General features: G+C 56.1%; 16 protein-coding genes. 11 read left to right on the plus strand and 5 right to left on the minus strand.

Annotated features, from left to right (window positions below; all coding sequences use genetic code 11):
- Positions 1-67 precede the first annotated feature (67 nt).
- The 5 genes from SB725_RS16470 (at position 68) to SB725_RS16490 (ending at position 4,892) form a co-directional block, all read left to right on the plus strand.
- Positions 68-1,774, plus strand: coding sequence for a copper resistance system multicopper oxidase (locus SB725_RS16470; RefSeq protein ID WP_410922263.1), 1,707 nt, complete (start codon positions 68-70; stop codon positions 1,772-1,774).
- Positions 1,775-1,785: 11 nt separating this feature from the next.
- Entirely contained in the window at positions 1,786-2,673 is an 888-nt protein-coding gene (locus SB725_RS16475) for a copper resistance protein B (RefSeq protein ID WP_027921631.1), read from the plus strand.
- Positions 2,674-2,711: 38 nt separating this feature from the next.
- Complete coding sequence (copC, locus tag SB725_RS16480) at positions 2,712-3,083, plus strand: copper homeostasis periplasmic binding protein CopC (RefSeq protein WP_027921632.1); 372 nt, start codon at positions 2,712-2,714, stop codon at positions 3,081-3,083.
- Positions 3,084-3,086: 3 nt separating this feature from the next.
- Positions 3,087-4,031 carry a copper homeostasis membrane protein CopD gene (copD, locus tag SB725_RS16485; protein ID WP_027921633.1) on the plus strand — a complete coding sequence of 315 codons (945 nt, stop codon included), beginning with the start codon at positions 3,087-3,089 and terminating at the stop codon, positions 4,029-4,031.
- Positions 4,032-4,106: 75 nt separating this feature from the next.
- Entirely contained in the window at positions 4,107-4,892 is a 786-nt protein-coding gene (locus SB725_RS16490) for a transporter substrate-binding domain-containing protein (protein ID WP_027921634.1), read from the plus strand.
- Positions 4,893-5,014: 122 nt separating this feature from the next.
- On the opposite strand, the gene SB725_RS16495 is transcribed toward SB725_RS16490, so the two are convergent.
- Positions 5,015-5,233 carry a hypothetical protein gene (locus SB725_RS16495; protein ID WP_027921635.1) on the minus strand — a complete coding sequence of 73 codons (219 nt, stop codon included), beginning with the start codon at positions 5,231-5,233 and terminating at the stop codon, positions 5,015-5,017.
- Between the two features lie 287 nt (positions 5,234-5,520).
- Between SB725_RS16495 and SB725_RS16500 the strand changes: the two genes are divergently transcribed.
- Both SB725_RS16500 and dusA read left to right on the plus strand, forming a co-directional pair.
- The gene (locus SB725_RS16500; RefSeq protein ID WP_027921636.1) at positions 5,521-6,126 is read left to right on the plus strand and encodes a hypothetical protein; all 606 of its coding nucleotides are present in this window, start codon (positions 5,521-5,523) and stop codon (positions 6,124-6,126) included.
- Positions 6,127-6,440: 314 nt separating this feature from the next.
- Positions 6,441-7,436, plus strand: a complete 996-nt coding sequence (gene dusA / locus SB725_RS16505; RefSeq protein ID WP_081743876.1) for a tRNA dihydrouridine(20/20a) synthase DusA — start codon at positions 6,441-6,443, stop codon at positions 7,434-7,436.
- Positions 7,437-7,483: 47 nt separating this feature from the next.
- On the opposite strand, the gene SB725_RS16510 is transcribed toward dusA, so the two are convergent.
- Positions 7,484-8,317 (minus strand): undecaprenyl-diphosphate phosphatase, encoded by an 834-nt coding sequence (locus SB725_RS16510; RefSeq protein ID WP_059181284.1) that lies wholly within the window; start codon positions 8,315-8,317, stop codon positions 7,484-7,486.
- A gap of 487 nt (positions 8,318-8,804) precedes the next feature.
- On the opposite strand from SB725_RS16510, the gene SB725_RS16515 reads away from it, so the two are divergent.
- The 4 genes from SB725_RS16515 to SB725_RS16530 all read left to right on the plus strand — a co-directional run bounded on the left by SB725_RS16515 (position 8,805) and on the right by SB725_RS16530 (position 12,790).
- Positions 8,805-9,545 (plus strand): winged helix-turn-helix domain-containing protein, encoded by a 741-nt coding sequence (locus SB725_RS16515; protein WP_059181285.1) that lies wholly within the window; start codon positions 8,805-8,807, stop codon positions 9,543-9,545.
- Between the two features lie 28 nt (positions 9,546-9,573).
- Complete coding sequence (locus tag SB725_RS16520) at positions 9,574-10,335, plus strand: EAL domain-containing protein (RefSeq protein ID WP_027921640.1); 762 nt, start codon at positions 9,574-9,576, stop codon at positions 10,333-10,335.
- A 29-nt stretch (positions 10,336-10,364) separates the two neighbouring features.
- Positions 10,365-11,039 carry a transcriptional regulator gene (locus SB725_RS16525; protein WP_027921641.1) on the plus strand — a complete coding sequence of 225 codons (675 nt, stop codon included), beginning with the start codon at positions 10,365-10,367 and terminating at the stop codon, positions 11,037-11,039.
- 356 nt (positions 11,040-11,395) lie between these two features.
- Entirely contained in the window at positions 11,396-12,790 is a 1,395-nt protein-coding gene (locus SB725_RS16530) for an undecaprenyl-phosphate glucose phosphotransferase (RefSeq protein ID WP_027921642.1), read from the plus strand.
- Positions 12,791-12,968: 178 nt separating this feature from the next.
- Here SB725_RS16530 and SB725_RS16535 read toward each other — a convergent pair whose 3' ends face one another.
- Genes SB725_RS16535 through SB725_RS16545 form a run of 3 tightly spaced genes read right to left on the minus strand, consistent with a single transcriptional unit; the run spans position 12,969 to position 16,467 of the window.
- Entirely contained in the window at positions 12,969-15,047 is a 2,079-nt protein-coding gene (locus SB725_RS16535; RefSeq protein ID WP_410922266.1) for a YjbH domain-containing protein, read from the minus strand.
- A complete protein-coding gene (locus tag SB725_RS16540; RefSeq protein WP_027921644.1) occupies positions 15,044-15,805 on the minus strand; it encodes a capsule biosynthesis GfcC family protein in 762 nt (253 codons plus the stop codon). The genes SB725_RS16535 and SB725_RS16540 overlap by 4 nt, the downstream gene beginning before the upstream one ends.
- Positions 15,802-16,467 (minus strand): YjbF family lipoprotein, encoded by a 666-nt coding sequence (locus SB725_RS16545; protein ID WP_027921645.1) that lies wholly within the window; start codon positions 16,465-16,467, stop codon positions 15,802-15,804. The genes SB725_RS16540 and SB725_RS16545 overlap by 4 nt, the downstream gene beginning before the upstream one ends.
- Positions 16,468-16,471: the final 4 nt, after the last annotated feature.

Genomic DNA, 16,471 nt, shown 5'->3' on the forward strand with positions numbered 1-16,471 from the left:
GTCTTCTGAAAGGCAGCCCTCGTTAGTCTCGCCGTCAACTCCACGTTGACGGTCCGGGAACAACGGCATGCATTCCAACACCTCAAGACGCACTTTCGTGAAGGGCCTGGCCGCCGGCGGCTTGCTCGGCGGCCTAGGCTTATGGCGTGCGCCAGTCTGGGCCGTCTCCAGCCCCGGTGAACCTCAGGTCCTGGCGGGCAACGATTTCGACCTGTTGATCGGCGAAACCCCGGTTAATATCACCGGCAGCCCACGCACCGCCATGACCATCAACGGCGGCATCCCCGGCCCCCTGCTGCGCTGGCGTGAAGGTGACACCGTCACACTGCGGGTGAGGAACCAGCTCAAGGACGACACCTCCATCCATTGGCACGGCATTTTGCTGCCGGCGAACATGGACGGCGTGCCGGGATTGAGCTTCCACGGGATCGAGCCCGGTGGAATGTACGTCTATCAATTCAAGGTCCGGCAAAACGGTACTTACTGGTACCACAGCCATTCGGGCCTTCAGGAACAGTCCGGTGTTTACGGCCCGCTGGTGATCGACGCCAAAGAACCGGAGCCTTTCCAGTACGACCGCGATTACGTGGTGATGCTGACCGACTGGTCCGACGAAGACGCGGCCGGCCTGATGAAGACGCTGAAAAAACAGTCCGATTACTACAACTACAACAAACTCACCGTGGGTGACTTCATCCACGACGTCGGCGAAAAAGGTTGGGGCGAGACGGTCGCGGATCGAAAGATGTGGGCCGAGATGAAGATGAACCCCACCGATCTCGCCGACGTCAGTGGCGCCACTTACACCTTTTTGATGAATGGCCAGGCGCCGGACAGGAACTGGACCGGCGTATTCCGGCCCGGCGAGAAGCTGCGCCTGCGCTTCATCAACGGCTCGGCCATGACGTATTTCGACGTGCGCATTCCCGGCCTGAAAATGACCGTGGTCGCGGCGGATGGACTGCACGTCAAACCGGTGAGCGTCGACGAGTTTCGGATCGCTGTGGCGGAGACGTTTGATGTGATTGTCGAGCCGACGCAAGAGGCCTACACCCTCTTCGCCCAATCAATGGATCGCACCGGCTACGCCCGTGGCACGCTGACTTCGAAGGCGGGTTTATCCGCGCCGATCCCTGCGCTGGACCCTCGCCCGCGTGTAACCATGGATGACATGGGCATGGGCGGGATGGACCACGGCAGCATGGGCGATATGGCGGGCATGGATCACGGCGGCATGGCCATGCCGGGCATGCAATCTCATCCGGACACGGAAAAAGACAACTCGCTGGTGGACATGCAGGCCATGACCACCTCGCCAAAACTCGACGATCCGGGCTTGGGCCTGCGCAACAATGGGCGCCGGGTGCTCACCTATTCCGACCTGCGCAGTACCTTCGAAGACCCCGATGGCCGAGAGCCCGGTCGTACCCTCGAACTGCACCTGACCGGCCACATGGAGAAGTTCGCGTGGTCGTTCAACGGCGTGAAATTTTCCGACGCCGAACCGCTGCGCCTCAAGTATGGCGAGCGGGTCCGCGTGGCGCTGGTCAACGACACGATGATGACTCACCCCATCCATCTGCACGGTATGTGGAGCGACCTCGAAGACGAAAACGGCCAGTTCATGGTGCGCAAACACACGATCGACATGCCACCCGGCTCTCGACGCAGCTACCGGGTGACGGCCGATGCGCTCGGCCGCTGGGCCTATCACTGCCATCTCCTGTACCACATGGAAATGGGCATGTTCCGTGAAGTTCGCGTGGAAGAATGAGGCGCTACTCCATGACCCGACTTACCCCGATTTCCTTGGCATTCATAACGGTGAGCCTGACACTCTCTTCGGCCATGGCCGCCACCCACGACATGCAGGGCATGGACCACAGCCAGATGACCGGCATGGACCCCGGCCAGATGCAAAGCATGGACGAATTCCAGATGCAGCCCGCCGCACCGACCGAAAGTCGCACGCCGATCGCGGCACTGACCGATGCCGATCGCGCTGCCGTATTCGCCAGCCCCGGCGGGCACAAGGTGCATGACTCTGCGCTCAATTATTACTTTCTCGCCGACAAACTCGAATGGCAGGACGCTGATGACGGCAGCGCGCTCGCCTGGGATCTGTCCGGCTGGGTCGGCGGCGACATCGATCGCCTGTGGCTGCGCTCCGAAGGCGAGCGCAGCAATGGCAAGACCGAGGACGCCGAAGTCCAGGCCTTGTGGGGCCATGCGATTTCCCCTTGGTGGGACGTGGTCAGCGGCGTGCGCCAGGACTTCAAACCCGGCGCCCCACAAACCTGGGCGGCCTTCGGCGTGCAAGGCATGGCGCTGTATAACTTCGAAGCCAAAGCCACCGCATTCATCGGCGAAGCCGGGCAAACCGCCGCCCGACTGGAAGGCGACTACGACATTCTGCTGACCAACCGGCTCATCCTGCAGCCGACCGCCGAACTGAACGTCTACGGCAAAAACGACCCGCAACGGGGGATCGGCTCAGGCCTGTCCAACACCGAAGCCGGCCTGCGCCTGCGCTATGAAATCCGCCGGGAGGTCGCGCCATACGTTGGCGTGACCTGGAACCGCACCTACGGCAAAACCACCGACTACGCCAGCGACGAAGGTGAGGATCGCAGTGAAGCACGTCTGGTCCTCGGGGTTCGGCTGTGGTTTTAAACCTCTTCACCCAAAACAACACTTTAATGAGGTCTTGCATGCGCACCATCAACATCACCGCTATCGCCGTCGGATTGCTGATGAGCACACTCGCTCAAGCGCACCCGAAACTGCTCTCCTCCGTCCCGACTGAGGGTGCGGAGGGCGCGTCACCGAACACCATCGAACTGCACTTCTCGGAAAACCTCATGACCCAGTTCTCTGGCGCAAAACTGGTGATGACCGAAATGCCCGGCATGGCCCACTCGCCCATGCCGATGAAGGCCAAAGTCAGCGGGGGCAGCGACCCGAAAACCATGGTCATCACACCACTCTCGCCACTGCCCGCCGGCACCTACAAAGTGGATTGGCGCGCAGTGTCATCGGACACCCACCCGATTACCGGCAATGTCACGTTCAAAGTGAAGTGATCGATGAGCGACTCGGTCAGCATTGCGCTGCGGTTTGCGTTGTACCTGGACTTGATGCTGCTGTTCGGGCTGGCGCTGTTTGGGATTTACAGCCTTCAGGGACGGGAGCGTTTGTCAGGGGTGGTGCTGCCGTTTTGGTCGTTGTTGACGGGGACGGCAGGGCTGGGGCTGTTGCTGTCCATCGTCAGCATGGTGGCGATGGCGAGCGCCATGAGCGGAGAGTCAGACCTCGCTGAACTGCGTCCGCACATCGAGATGATGGTGTTTGAAACGGATGTCGGATGGGCCTGGATCGTGCGCATCGTCGCGCTGGTTGTCTGTGGTTTGGCCGTGACGCTCAACCTCCGCGCGCCCGGCATGAGTTTGTTGATCGCCTCGATTGGCGGCGGTGTCGCCCTCGCCTCTCTCGCGTGGAGCGGACATGGGGCGATGGATGAAGGCAGTCGGCGCCACTGGCATTTCACCAGCGACATTCTGCATTTGTGGGGCGCTGGTGCCTGGCTGGGTGCGCTGGTGGCGTTTGCGTTGATGGCGAAGATCAATGCGTTGCAAACTGACGAGCGCATCAAAATATTGGCCCGTGCGGTTTCGCGGTTTGAAACGGCAGGTGCGCTGATCGTCGTGGTCATTACGGTGACGGGCGTTGTGAATTATCTGTTTATCGTGGGCCCGACACTGGATGACGTATTGCTCAGCACCTACGGGATTTTGCTGTTCATCAAAGTGGCACTGTTCGCCGGGATGCTGGTGCTCGCGGCGTTGAATCGCTTTCACCTCGGGCCATTTTTGGAGCGGTCGCTACGAGACGGTCAATATCAGGTCGCCGCCAATGCATTGCGGCGCAGCGTGTGGGTGGAATTGGCAGCGGCGGTATTGATTGTAGGTTTGGTGGCGTGGTTGGGGACGTTGAGTCCAGAACTGGCACTCAAACCCCAGAACAGCATTTAGTGTTTATGATGCGTTCGGGGACGGCTCTGCGTTATCGCTGGGCTGATGAGAATCCATCAAAAAAGTCCGAGAACAATGAAGAACATAAAAAGCACAATGATGCTCGGTGGTTTGTTCGCTCTATCGTTTGGCGTTCAGGCAGAACCTTCGCATCTGGACAGCATCATCCAGCAAGGCCAACTTCGCGTATGCACCACGGGTGACTACAAACCCTATACCTCCAAAGCCGAGGACGGCGAATACTCAGGCATCGACATCGCCATGGCCCGCTCACTGGCGGACAGCCTCGGTGTCAAAGTTGAATGGGTACCCACTACCTGGAAAACCCTGATGCCGGACATGCTGGCGGGTAAGTGCGACATCGGCATGGGCGGTATCTCGGTGACACTGGAACGGCAGAAAAAAGCCTTCTTCAGCACCACGCTGGACGTCGACGGCAAGATCCCGCTAGTGCGTTGCGACGATCAGGCGCTGTACCAAACCATCGAGCAAATCAACCAGCCTTCAGTGCGCCTGGTTGAACCGGCTGGTGGTACGAACGAAGCGTTTGTTCACGCCTTCCTGCCCAAGGCGCAATTGAGCCTTCACGACAACGTGAGCATCTTCCAGGAACTGCTGGACAAGAAGGCTGACGTGATGATTACCGATGCGTCGGAAGCGCTGTACCAGCAGAAACTCAAACCCGGTTTGTGCGCAGTGAACCCGAGCAAGTTTATGCAGTATGGGGAAAAGGCTTACCTGCTACCGCGCGACGACATCACCTGGAAGTTGTATGTCGATCAGTGGCTGCACCTGGCCAAGGTGACGGGCAGTTACCAAAAAGTCCTGAGTCAGTGGATAGCAACGCCCGAGACTAAATAACCCGCCAACTCCCCCCTGTAGCAGCTGGCGAAGCCTGCGTCCGACTGCGCAGCAGTCGCCCTCGCCTACCTACACGCCCTATCAGGCAAAACACAAAACGGCGGAAACACTTCCGCCGTTAGTTAATCGTCGTGCAACAACCCCGAACTGTACTCGCCGAAACTGTTACCAAGCGCACTGCCATGCACATTCATCTTGCTGGGGTTGTTGGTCGGCCCCGGGCCAAAACCGGCAGACGGCAGCGTGGCTTCCGAATATTCGCTATGGGTACTTGCACCCGAACAGGCGCTCAACAGCACTGCACCACCGACTAGCACAACTTTGAAGAGATTCGAGATCATTTTTCAGTTCCCTGTGGGATGGAGGGCGCGGTGATACGAGCGTGAGTTGTCATCCTAGGCTGCAATGTCGGTAGGGATTATGAAACTTTGCGGGGCGACAGCGTTGGTTCAGGAATCGCAGTTTTGGTCAGTTCAATGGTCGCAGAACGTTACAAAGCCAATCGCTTAACGGGTGACCCCATCCAGCCAAATGTCATCAGACGTTGCTAGCGGTGCTTTGCTCCACGCGAGCCACGAGCAATATAGATGGGCTGACGTCGCCCTTACTCTTTTCCGAGACACGATGAATGAAGCAATGGCGAACATGGCTACCTGTATTGATGCTGCTGACCTTGACGGGTTGCGCAACGCCACCCCCCAAAGACCAGAACAACCTCTGCAACATCTATCGTGAATACCCTGACTGGTATGAAGACTCGCTGAAGATGCAGGAGAAGTGGGGCACGCCTCAACATGTGGCGATGGCCATCATGAAGCAAGAAAGCAGTTTTATTTCCGATGCCTTGCCACCTCGCGACTACCTGTTGTGGGTCATCCCTTGGGGTCGAGTCAGTTCCGCCTACGGCTATGCGCAAGCGCAAGACCCGGTGTGGGGTGAGTACAAAAACGGCACTGGCAATGGCGGCTCGCGTGACAACTTTGATGACGCGATCATGTTCATAGGCTGGTACACAACCGGCACCCAGCGCCAACTCGGGATCTCGAAATGGGACGCTTACAACCAATATCTGGCGTACCACGAGGGGCGTGGCGGCTATCGTAACGGCACCCACCTCAGCAAGCCTTGGCTCATACAGGTAGCGCGCAAAGTGGAACAACAATCACAAAGTTATAATTCGCAGCTCAAGCTTTGTCGCCAGGCACTGGAAGATAATCGCAGTTGGTTTTTTTGAGTTGGGCCCTTGACGAGAATGTACGAGAAAGGGGCGGAGCTGTTTAATGCGTCGCCTCCCTTTCAGTTCAAAAATCAGCAAGCCTCTACAGGCCTCTCAACTTTGAACAGGTCGGCCTGACCTCTGGGAATCTGACTAATACGCTCCTTAAACAGCTTTGCAATTTATAGCCAGATGCCATCAGTCCGCCTGATGAATGTCTCGCTCAATACCATTCCCGGCGTCCGGAGGGCTATCTCGCAGGACTCGCCTCAACCCAACCAGCCCATTCCTGATAAACTCCGGTCTTTCGCCCCACCGATTCCAGACCCCCAATGCCCCCAATCACTGCCGCACCCGCCCCGCTCTCCCGCCGCTTCTCCGTCGCCCCGATGATGGATTGGACTGATAGACACTGCCGTTTTTTCCTACGCCTATTGTCGAAAAACGCCCTCCTCTACACCGAAATGGTCACGACCGGCGCGCTGCTCAACGGCGATCACGAGCGTTTCCTGCGTCACAACGAAGCCGAACACCCGCTCGCCCTGCAGCTCGGTGGCAGTGTCCCGCTGGACCTCGCCGCCTGCGCCCGCATGGCCCAGGAACACGGCTACGACGAGGTGAATCTCAACGTCGGCTGCCCAAGTGATCGGGTGCAGAACAACATGATCGGCGCGTGCCTGATGGGGCATCCGCAGTTGGTGGCGGATTGTGTGAAGGCGATGCGCGATGCGGTGTCGATTCCGGTGACGGTGAAGCACCGCATCGGGATCAATGGGCGGGACAGTTACGAGGAGCTGTGTGATTTCGTCGGCACGGTTCGGGACGCCGGGTGCACGAGTTTTACGGTGCATGCGCGGATTGCAATTCTGGAGGGGTTGTCGCCCAAGGAGAACCGCGACATTCCGCCCCTGCGTTATGACGTGGCAGCGCAGTTGAAGACGGACTTTCCGGAGTTGGAGATTATTCTCAACGGCGGGATCAAGACGCTGGAGGCCTGTCACGAACATTTGCAGACGTTCGACGGCGTGATGTTGGGGCGCGAGGCGTACCACAATCCTTATGTGATGGCTGAGGTGGATCAGCAACTGTTCGGCAGTACGGCACCGGTGATCAGCCGTGCCGAGGCGCTGGCGCAGTTGCGGCCTTACATTGCCGCACACCTCGATGCGGGTGGCTCGATGCACCATATCACCCGGCATGTGCTGGGCCTGGGCACCGGGTTTCCGGGAGCGCGCAAGTTTCGGCAGTTGTTGTCGGTAGATATTCACAAGGCTAAAGAGCCGTTGGCGTTGCTGGATCAGGCGGCGGAGTTACTTGAGGGGCGCTAACGGTTAGCGAAAAACCAGGCTGCATTTCTCGCAGCCTGGTTGGTGTATCAGAGCGCTGCCGCCTCAGTCCAGTTAACCCAGCCAAATGCCCAGGTTGCCAGGATCAATAAACCGAATGCGATCCGGTACCAGGCGAATACCGCGTAACTGTGGTTGGCGATGAACTTGAGCAAGCCGCGCACAGCGATCATGGCGAACAAGAACGCGGTGACAAAACCCAGGGCAAACACTGGCAGGTCGGCGGCCTGGAACAGGTCTCGATACTTGTAGCCTGAGTAGACCGCGGCACCGACCATGGTCGGCATGGCCAAGAAGAACGAAAACTCGGTGGCGGCCTTGCGCGACAGGCCAAAAAGCAACCCACCGATAATGGTCGATCCAGAGCGTGAGGTGCCCGGAATCATTGCCAGGCACTGTGCGAAGCCGACCTTTAGAGCGTCGGTCCAGCGCATGTCGTCAACATGATCGACATACACCACATGTTCCCGCCGCTCTGCCCACAACATGATAAAGCCGCCCACTACCAACGCCACTGCCACGGTGATGGGATTAAACAGATACTCATGGATCTTGTCGGCGAACAATACGCCCAAGACCACGGCCGGCATAAAACCGATCAGCAAGTTCAAGGTAAAACGTTGTGCATTACGTTGAGTTGGCAAGCCCGTGATGATTTCGAGGATCTTGCGACGAAACTCCCAGACCACCGCCAGGATTGCACCCAGTTGAATGATGATATTGAAGGCCATTGCTCGCTGACCACCGAAATCGAGCAAGTCCGCGACAATAATTTGATGCCCTGTACTTGATATAGGCAAAAACTCTGTCAGCCCTTCGACCACGCCTAAAATCAATACCGATACAGTAGTCCAAAAATCCATCAATCCTCCCCATCAAAAAAAACACGTCCGCTGACGTGCTTTTAATGCATCGTTAAACAGAGAGTAAAACGCATTCAGCCGCGCATGAGAACACCTTGTTAATTATTGTCCAGCACTACACCTGACAACCCTGATGTTATACAAGGATCAATAGCAGTTAGTTCAGCACCAAAGAAAAGCTCAATCCAACCTGCCAGCTGATCATTCATAACACTCCCCTCATAAAGTCACGCAGCGGCCGGGTTAACCAGAAGCACAGGGTACTGCGCTGGAAAGGCGGGAGAACAAGCCGAAAGATGGCACAATGACACTCTTTTGCCTGCAACCATCAACTACACAGAAGTGCAATGATTTCTAACAAATTCACCAGCAATGTTAAAAAAATGTGATGCCTGCGAGAAAACCCCATGAAATGTTACCAATTGTCAGTCACAGATGAGAATCAGTGCTTTAACATTCGAACGTCAGCACCCAGCCGAGTCAAAGCATGATGCTTACAGGGAAAATAACGACTACCAGCCACAGTCACGCGAAGGAGGTGATCGGTATTCTCACCATTGGGCGGACCCAAACGTTAGTGGAGGACTTTAAGACTCTATTAGCAAGCCACGTCCCGAATGATATACCTGTTGATACAACGTGCTACAGCAACTCTTTCAGAAAAAATCAAGACGTTCATTCATACCGGGCTGTCTTCATTGTCATTGACAGCCCTCAAGCGTTTGTTGAGAGCCTTGCCCTCGTTGAAAATATGCGTGCTGACAACCATGCACTCCTTATTTTTGTAGCGATCACCGGTAGAGGCACCTACAACAAGATGAAATATTATCTTGCCGGGGCCGACTATTGTATTAAGTTTGGTACTTTGGCAGACGAAAACTCGGACGTGCTTTCCGAGTTTTTTAATAGCGCGGAATGGCAGAAGCAACACAATCTGCTTCTGGACCCCACTCGCATGTGCCTAATTGGAGACTGTAAAAGACTGGATGTATCGTTTCCGGAAATGAAGATACTAGAAGCATTTTCCGGCACAAAAAATCAAATATTGAGCCACGATGAAATCGCCAGAATCATGGGGCTTAATATTAATTTTTATGACCCAAGGGCCTTGGAAAAATCCATCAGCCGCCTTCGTGGAAAGATAAAAGGCCTATATGGCACAAATGCTATTCAAAGTATTCGTGGCCATGGTTATCGTTTAATCAGGGGTCTGATCTCGACCGCCTGATGATTAGTATCAAGGGAGTAATTGCAGTATGAACGCAACGGGGAGCGCGTCTCACATCTATCGTGCGAGTCATTATTTATCTCGACAATTGATCCTCACTCGCGATGACTGCCCATTTGGCAGCGAGATCAGAATACAATTTGACGACAGTCAGGTTCCGCCCGCACGTGCCTGCAGTGCACCACCCATGAAGCAGATGAGTGGCATCTACAGTGAAGTACTGATGCAGACCCGGCTGATTGCCTTTTCGCTGAAAGACCGCAATGTTTCCAGCGAAAATAAATACCTGAGCCGGCGATTCGTTTGCGTAGGGCAATCAGATCTCGCCAGTCCTGCACTCACCGAAGAGTTGATCCAGTGCAACGATGCGCTGAGTAACTTTGGCCAGACACTGGCTGTCGCTCTCAATGAGTTGCCTCTTTCGGCGGTGAGTTTCACCGACAAAAAGAAAATCCTCAACAACATTTATCTGCTGAAAGATCATGGGATAGAGATTGCTTTTGACGGCTATGATATCCACGACGAAAGTATCGAACTCTTTACCACCCTGAATCTATTCGACTATATAAAAATCCCCCTTCCAACCCTAGACTTGAACCTTAAACAAACTGGCAACCCTGAGTTATTCAATCGACTTCATGAACGCATGACCATGCTGACTCACACCACCAAAGTCGTCTTCATAGCCGACAGAGTCGAGCAGTCTGCCAGTCATGTACTGGCACGCGCGTTGCCCTTTGATTACTTCCAAGGGAGCCATTACTCCCCTGCCGACATCCTTTTGAATTAAAACCGAAAGTGCACTTCAGGAGAGAAGACATGGAAAGCAGCACAACCCTCCCCAGAAAATATTTTGTCGTCGTTACTCACAGCTCGGCATTACAACTTGAGCTGGAAGCATTGCTGTCGAACAAGCGATACAACTCATTTGGCACCTCACAGGCAAAAATGTTTGTCGAAGGTGTTGCCCCACCTTCTTCCCCCCCTAAGCTCATGGAGTTTTTTTCCCCTCACCTGGACAGTATTGTCCCGCCTGTTATCAAACGTGATACACAGCGTATGCTTTCGTCATTCGAATCCGAGTGGCGAACAGTCCAGCCCGACACGCGATTCAATAACAGCAACGCTCGTACAGATGAAGCCTCGGACGCCATGTACACGGCGGCCAAGCCACTCAATTCCCATGCAGAAGCCTGGCGACTGAGCAACGGCAACGGAGCTCTGATCAGAGATGATATCGAGATTGTCTTGACTGGCCTCGAGGCCGCGCTGGTCAAAAAAATGCTCAACCATGATGATCGCGTCGTGAGCAAAGATGATCTTATTCGGAGCATCGGCAGGGAGCCGGAACATTATCGAGGTCTCGAGATGTGCCTTAGTCGACTACAGGAAAAGTTTAAAAACGCCAGTAACGGCGAACGCCTGTTCCGAGCGGTCAGGAACCGAGGTTATTGCCTGACACAAAAAATCATACGAGGGAAAAGCCTCACCTGAAAAAACGCAACGACCCTGCGGGTAGTGCATTACAAAAATAAGAAAGCACACTATCTTATACTCCCCCCCTCGCAGCTGAAATCCCCCTCCAAACATGCCATGCCACCCCAACTTACATTTATCGACTATTTCTAACACCCCGCCGTTCAAGATCAACAACCCGCAGAACTTATCAGCCGTTAGAAGTCGTCAGACAGCCCTCTCCCCAATAAATTAATCTATTCACTGGCGAGCGCACCGCATAGTGGCAATTCGCTCACTAATGCTTTGCCATCTTATAAAAATAATAACGTTTGCTTCATCAACTTTGGCTGTTGTCTGTCGACGCGCGAATGGACGTATTTTGGGGATATCGCATGGTTAACAATCTTCGTATCAATCGAAATACCCACCTCAAAGGATTGACCTTCTGGGGACAATGGGCACTGGGTCAGGGCTTTGTAGTTGCCCTGTTGTTTTCATTGGTTTATTACCACACCGGAACGCTAGAGTTCTATTATCGAGTCTGTGCAATTCTGACTGTACTTGCTTCGGTTCCCGCCTATACATGGTGCGGCGTCTATGCAAAGAAAGATAACTATCTGACGGGCTTGGGACGTTTGTTCATGGGTTGGTCAATGACATTGGCCGCGTTAGCCTGTGTCGCGTTTATCTGTAAGGCTGACGAACTGTTTTCTCGTCAACTTATCCTGGTCTGGGCCGCCTGCGGTTACCTCGGGCAAGCGCTGTTGTACGTCCCGTTACACGGATTCTCGCAATACTATCAGCGGTCGCTTCAAAGCGAGCATAAGACCCTGATCGTGGGGACTGGCGAATTGGCATTGGGATTGGCCCGCAAACTGCGCAGCCTGGAGCACTTCCCGCTGGTGGGCCTGGTCAGCACGGACACCACGCTTCCGCCGGCGCCGGGCTCACCGCGTATCGTGGGCCCCCAGGAACAGCTGCTGGAGTTGATCGAAGCCCATGACATCCGACGGTTGTACATTACGCTGCCCCTGAGCGAAGCGGCGAAAATCGAGGCCATGTATATCGATTTGCTGGGTGCCAACGTAGACGTGGTCTGGGTGCCGGACTTGAATAGTCTGACGCTGCTCAATCACTCAGTAAGAGTCGTGGACGGCTTGCCGGCGATCTACCTGAATGAAAGCCCGTTGACCAGCCAGCCCACCGCCGCACTGAGTAAAAGCCTGCTGGAAAAGAGCGTGGCGTTGTTGGCCATTGTCCTTCTAAGCCCCCTGTTGTTGCTCATTGCCTTGGCGGTGAAACTCAATTCGCCAGGCCCGGTGTTCTTCAAGCAGGACCGTCACGGCTGGAACGGCAAGGTGATCCAGGTCTGGAAGTTTCGCTCGATGCGCGTACACGATGATCACGAGGTCAAGCAGGCCAGTCGTAACGATTCGCGGATTACCCCGGTTGGACGTTTTATCCGCCGTACTTCGCTCGATGAATTGCCGCAGCTGATCAATGTGCTGCAAGGCCACATGGCATTGGTCGGGCCACGTCCGCACGCCGTTGCACACAACAACTACTACTCCGGGAAAATCCTCGCCTACATGGCCCGTCACCGAATCAAACCGGGGATTACCGGGCTGGCTCAAATCAACGGTTGCCGCGGTGAAACGGACACCCTGGACAAGATGCAGAAACGGGTGGAGATCGACCTTAAGTACATCAACAACTGGTCGTTGTGGCTGGACCTGAAGATCCTGGTGAAGACGCCTTTCACCTTGCTGTCCAAAGACATTTATTGATGGCTTGGTAGACAGACACAAGCAACACCACAAGGGGACGCAAGTCCCCTTTTTCATGGGCGTCGATCAGGTTGCAGTGCTGATTCAAGCGTGGGATAGCGCAGAGAATACGGCGCCATGTCTTGCAGTGGATACGGTGCGATCTACAACGTCAGTTGCGCTGTAGATCGCCCGCCTTTCACTCGGTGATCTTGCCGAAGTTGCGATAGAACAAATCGCTGTCACGGCTCTCGGTCATGGCATGCAGCGAGTAGCTGCGATTGAGCCTTGCACCACCGTCGCGGGTCAGTGGTGACCAGACGATATTGGCGCGACGCATTGTCGACATACTCATCATTTCATCGAATGGAATGGAGATGTAAATGCCTTTGTCGAAACTGCCTTCACCATATTCCGCGCTGGTTGCAGTGGTCAACGTGGCCCAGGCCCCGAATTTCACGCCATTGTTGAACTGCCGAGACAAGTCGAGTGTGGCGCCCCAATCCCGCGCCAGATAACGACCGACGCTGACGGCCGCCTGGGATTCGAAAGGCAGGTCGGTATAACCCGTGATGTGGCCGGTAACGGTCGAGTAGTCCCTCAGGCCAAAGCCTTGGTCAAACTCGCGCTGACGTACGTAGTTCAGGTCCGCGCCGACAGACCAGCCCTGCCCCATCGGACGGAACAGCACCTCACCGCCAACGCCGGCAAACATCGATTCCAGGTAGCCACCGTAGACCATGCCATACAGGTCTTTATCCAGTTGCTCAGCATGACTGAGCTGGAACATCGGCATCGTCACATCCGAGGTCGTCAGGTACTTGCGCAGGTCCGTCCGCACCCGGGGCAGGCCACTCGGCGCGTCGTAGGTGAAGTTGTCGTAGTTGTTCACCAGATTGGCACTGAGCAGGCCGCTCCACCAGGTATTGCGTGTGAAGCGGTACTCGGCGTCCGCATCGGCAGTCAATTGATAGAGCAAACCGTCAGGGCCACCGACGTTCTGTTTGTAACCCAGCCCAAGCCCGTAGTTGAAGGGTTGGAGCGTGCCGGTATAGAGCGTGGTCTCCCGGTGCGGCACCGGCGCGTTGACCTCGGTCGTACGGTGCAGGCTTTGCAGTGGTTCTTCATTGTTGACCACTTCGCGAAAGGTCTCGCGAGGCACACTGGTTTCGTCCAGCGGCATGTCGTAGCGCTTGTTTACCAAGGTAAACCAGTCGATATCGTCATTAACGCTGTTGTCCAGAATCCGGCTGGCGCGGCCGACAGCTTTTGCCGAATAGAAATAATTCGACTGTTCGCCGTACACCAATAACTCTGAGCCGCGCTGGGCAATGCGCTCAACGTTGTAACCTGCATTTTGCTGCAGTCGTTGGGCGACGTTGGCCCAGTTGACCTGATCCGGCGCGGTGACCGGTGCATGGGCCGGCAGACGCTCCGCAGGTGGATCGTAGGTCTTGGTGGGTGCCTTGCGGCTGACGAAGTTGGTGTGCAGGGTGATGCCGAACATGGCGGTATTGCCGCGCTCCCAGCCAGCGCTGAGATCAACCAAATCGGTCAGCTTGAACACCGCGCCGATGTTCACCGGCGAGTCCTGCTTGATCTGGTTGTCCTTCGGCTCGTTCTTATAGTCGTTGCCTTCGTATTCCAGTTTCAGGCTGAGCGGCTCCCAAGGCGTCTGGTAGGTCACGCCGCCGAACAACGAAGGACGCCCACGGAAGTAGGCATTGGTATTGACGTCGCCGGTGCCTTCACTGGCTGGCCGGGTTTTGAAACGATCATCGACCCACCCCAACGGGTTATCGAAATCGCCGCGATTGCCCAGGTAGCCCCAGGCAACACCCGCGCTGAAATCGAAGTCGTCATAGCGCTTGTTGGCGACCACGAACTCACTGGAGAACAGACCGGTACCCCCGATGTCGCGAAACCCTACGGCCAACTCGGGCGCCCAGTGGCTTTCTTGCCACAGGCGCAGCTTTAGGTCCACGGCCTTGTCTTTATAGCTCTGGTCGCCACTCAGGGACTCGGGGCCATATTTGCGGTTGGTGATTGCGGTATAGCGAAACGAGCCTTCCAGCCACTCAAAGGGCTGCAAGGACACGCTGTAGCGGCTATAGGGGCTGGTGCGGCTGGCATTCACGCTCAGCTCGCCGGCCGGCGCCATTCGGGCCGTCGGCGTCTGCATCAAGCCCACGCCGCCAAAATCACTCTGGGTAAATCGCGGCTCTGCATGAGCCAGACCACAAGGCAACAACAGTACTGCAGCAAAACGTAAATTCAAGGAACCACCCCAGCCAGTTGCGTGGCAAGAAATTCGGCCAACTGCTGATTCAGTTCAGGTATAGGCGGACTAAGATCATCGTTTTTGACAGGGACCAGGATTTTGCTGCCAGCCGCAGGCACCTGCCCGCTCTCGCGATTCCACGGCGCAATGCCGACCCGACGGGTGATGCCATCGGGCTGAATGATCCACAGGTAATCGGCTTCAGCATCGGCCAGCGGCGAACACCCTTGCAGGTAATCCCGCGCTTCCTGCATGGCGCGATACGCAACCCGGCACGGTGCGGCGACAGCGCCCAACACTTCAACGACATCGGAACGCATCGGGTAGATCAGGCTGTCGCCGTCAGCCACGCGAAAATTGAGCGCGAACCCGACCTCGACCGAGATCGGGTCCAGCACGGCCACCTGGCGCCCCGTGACGGGCAAATGGCTGACTTGCTCGTACAACCGCAACGCCAGCGCCGCTCGACTGGGTAGATCCAGGAGCAACGCGGTACGCTGCAGCACTTTCAGATCGAACAAGACGCCGGCTTTAAGCCGAGTCTGCTCTTCGAGCAAGGGCCGTCGCAGCCAGGCCGCCGCCAGCCAGTAGCCTTCAGGATTGGGTTGCGCGACGCGCATCACATCCAGCACGCGAGCACCGGGTTGCAGCTCAACGGGCCCCGGATTGCGCACGTCGCCACTGACGGACACCGCCGCGCTCACGCCGCCGGAGATCAACCACAGGCACGTCCATAAAACCTTGGGAAACTTCAACGGACAGTCCTGCGTTCAGAGGTCAGCTGAACGATCGTGACCCTGAGCTGTGCAGTCAGTTGCTGCTCGCTCTGCAGGATGAAACCGTTCTGCGGATTGACCCAATAATGATTGGTTGCGTGCAGGCCGATAGCCGGTGCATCAATACGCTCATCGACACGCATCACGGCGTACTCCTTGTCCAGAATCCTGATGGTTTCCATGGGGTGTCGCGTGAAGCGACTGCTCACGGCAACCCCCACTTCATAGCCGTGATAGAGATCGATCCAGCGCTGGCTGGTGTAGCCATCGGGCAGCGAATGCAGCCCTTGTTTGAACGGCGAGACCGCTTCAAAACGGGTCCCGTCCAGATCCCCGTCGAAGCCCAGTCCGACACTGCGAACGGCCAGGCCATCGCGCAGTAACAGCACCTGCTTGCCGGATGCGACCCAGTACTGCAAGTCACCTCGTTCACGCACCATCGCCAACACCCCTACACCGGAAGGGGTGGTCAGCTTGAGTTGGGGGTAGCGAACTTCGGCTATTTGCGCCGGGGTCAATTCCAGGTCGTCGGGCCCGCCGGCCACGGCTTTGAAGTTCGCCAGCGTGGCCTTCATCAGCGGGTTACATCCACACAACAGCAAGGCCGCCATCAAGCAGACGCTAACTTTCAACGTTCTCACAGTT

Source organism: Pseudomonas sp. SIMBA_041 (assembly GCF_046535095.1).
Taxonomy (GTDB): Bacteria; Pseudomonadota; Gammaproteobacteria; order Pseudomonadales; family Pseudomonadaceae; genus Aquipseudomonas; species Aquipseudomonas mucoides.

Excerpts from the sequence above, each read along its gene's own strand:
- SB725_RS16470 (WP_410922263.1), top strand. The coding sequence starts at position 68 with ATGCATTCCAACACCTCAAGACGCACTTTCGTGAAGGGCCTGGCCGCC.
- SB725_RS16475 (WP_027921631.1), top strand. The coding sequence starts at position 1,786 with ATGACCCGACTTACCCCGATTTCCTTGGCATTCATAACGGTGAGCCTG.
- copC (WP_027921632.1), top strand. The coding sequence starts at position 2,712 with ATGCGCACCATCAACATCACCGCTATCGCCGTCGGATTGCTGATGAGC.
- copD (WP_027921633.1), top strand. The coding sequence starts at position 3,087 with ATGAGCGACTCGGTCAGCATTGCGCTGCGGTTTGCGTTGTACCTGGAC.
- SB725_RS16490 (WP_027921634.1), top strand. The coding sequence starts at position 4,107 with ATGAAGAACATAAAAAGCACAATGATGCTCGGTGGTTTGTTCGCTCTA.
- SB725_RS16495 (WP_027921635.1), bottom strand. The coding sequence starts at position 5,233 with ATGATCTCGAATCTCTTCAAAGTTGTGCTAGTCGGTGGTGCAGTGCTG.
- SB725_RS16500 (WP_027921636.1), top strand. The coding sequence starts at position 5,521 with ATGAAGCAATGGCGAACATGGCTACCTGTATTGATGCTGCTGACCTTG.
- dusA (WP_081743876.1), top strand. The coding sequence starts at position 6,441 with ATGCCCCCAATCACTGCCGCACCCGCCCCGCTCTCCCGCCGCTTCTCC.
- SB725_RS16510 (WP_059181284.1), bottom strand. The coding sequence starts at position 8,317 with ATGGATTTTTGGACTACTGTATCGGTATTGATTTTAGGCGTGGTCGAA.
- SB725_RS16515 (WP_059181285.1), top strand. The coding sequence starts at position 8,805 with ATGATGCTTACAGGGAAAATAACGACTACCAGCCACAGTCACGCGAAG.
- SB725_RS16520 (WP_027921640.1), top strand. The coding sequence starts at position 9,574 with ATGAACGCAACGGGGAGCGCGTCTCACATCTATCGTGCGAGTCATTAT.
- SB725_RS16525 (WP_027921641.1), top strand. The coding sequence starts at position 10,365 with ATGGAAAGCAGCACAACCCTCCCCAGAAAATATTTTGTCGTCGTTACT.
- SB725_RS16530 (WP_027921642.1), top strand. The coding sequence starts at position 11,396 with ATGGTTAACAATCTTCGTATCAATCGAAATACCCACCTCAAAGGATTG.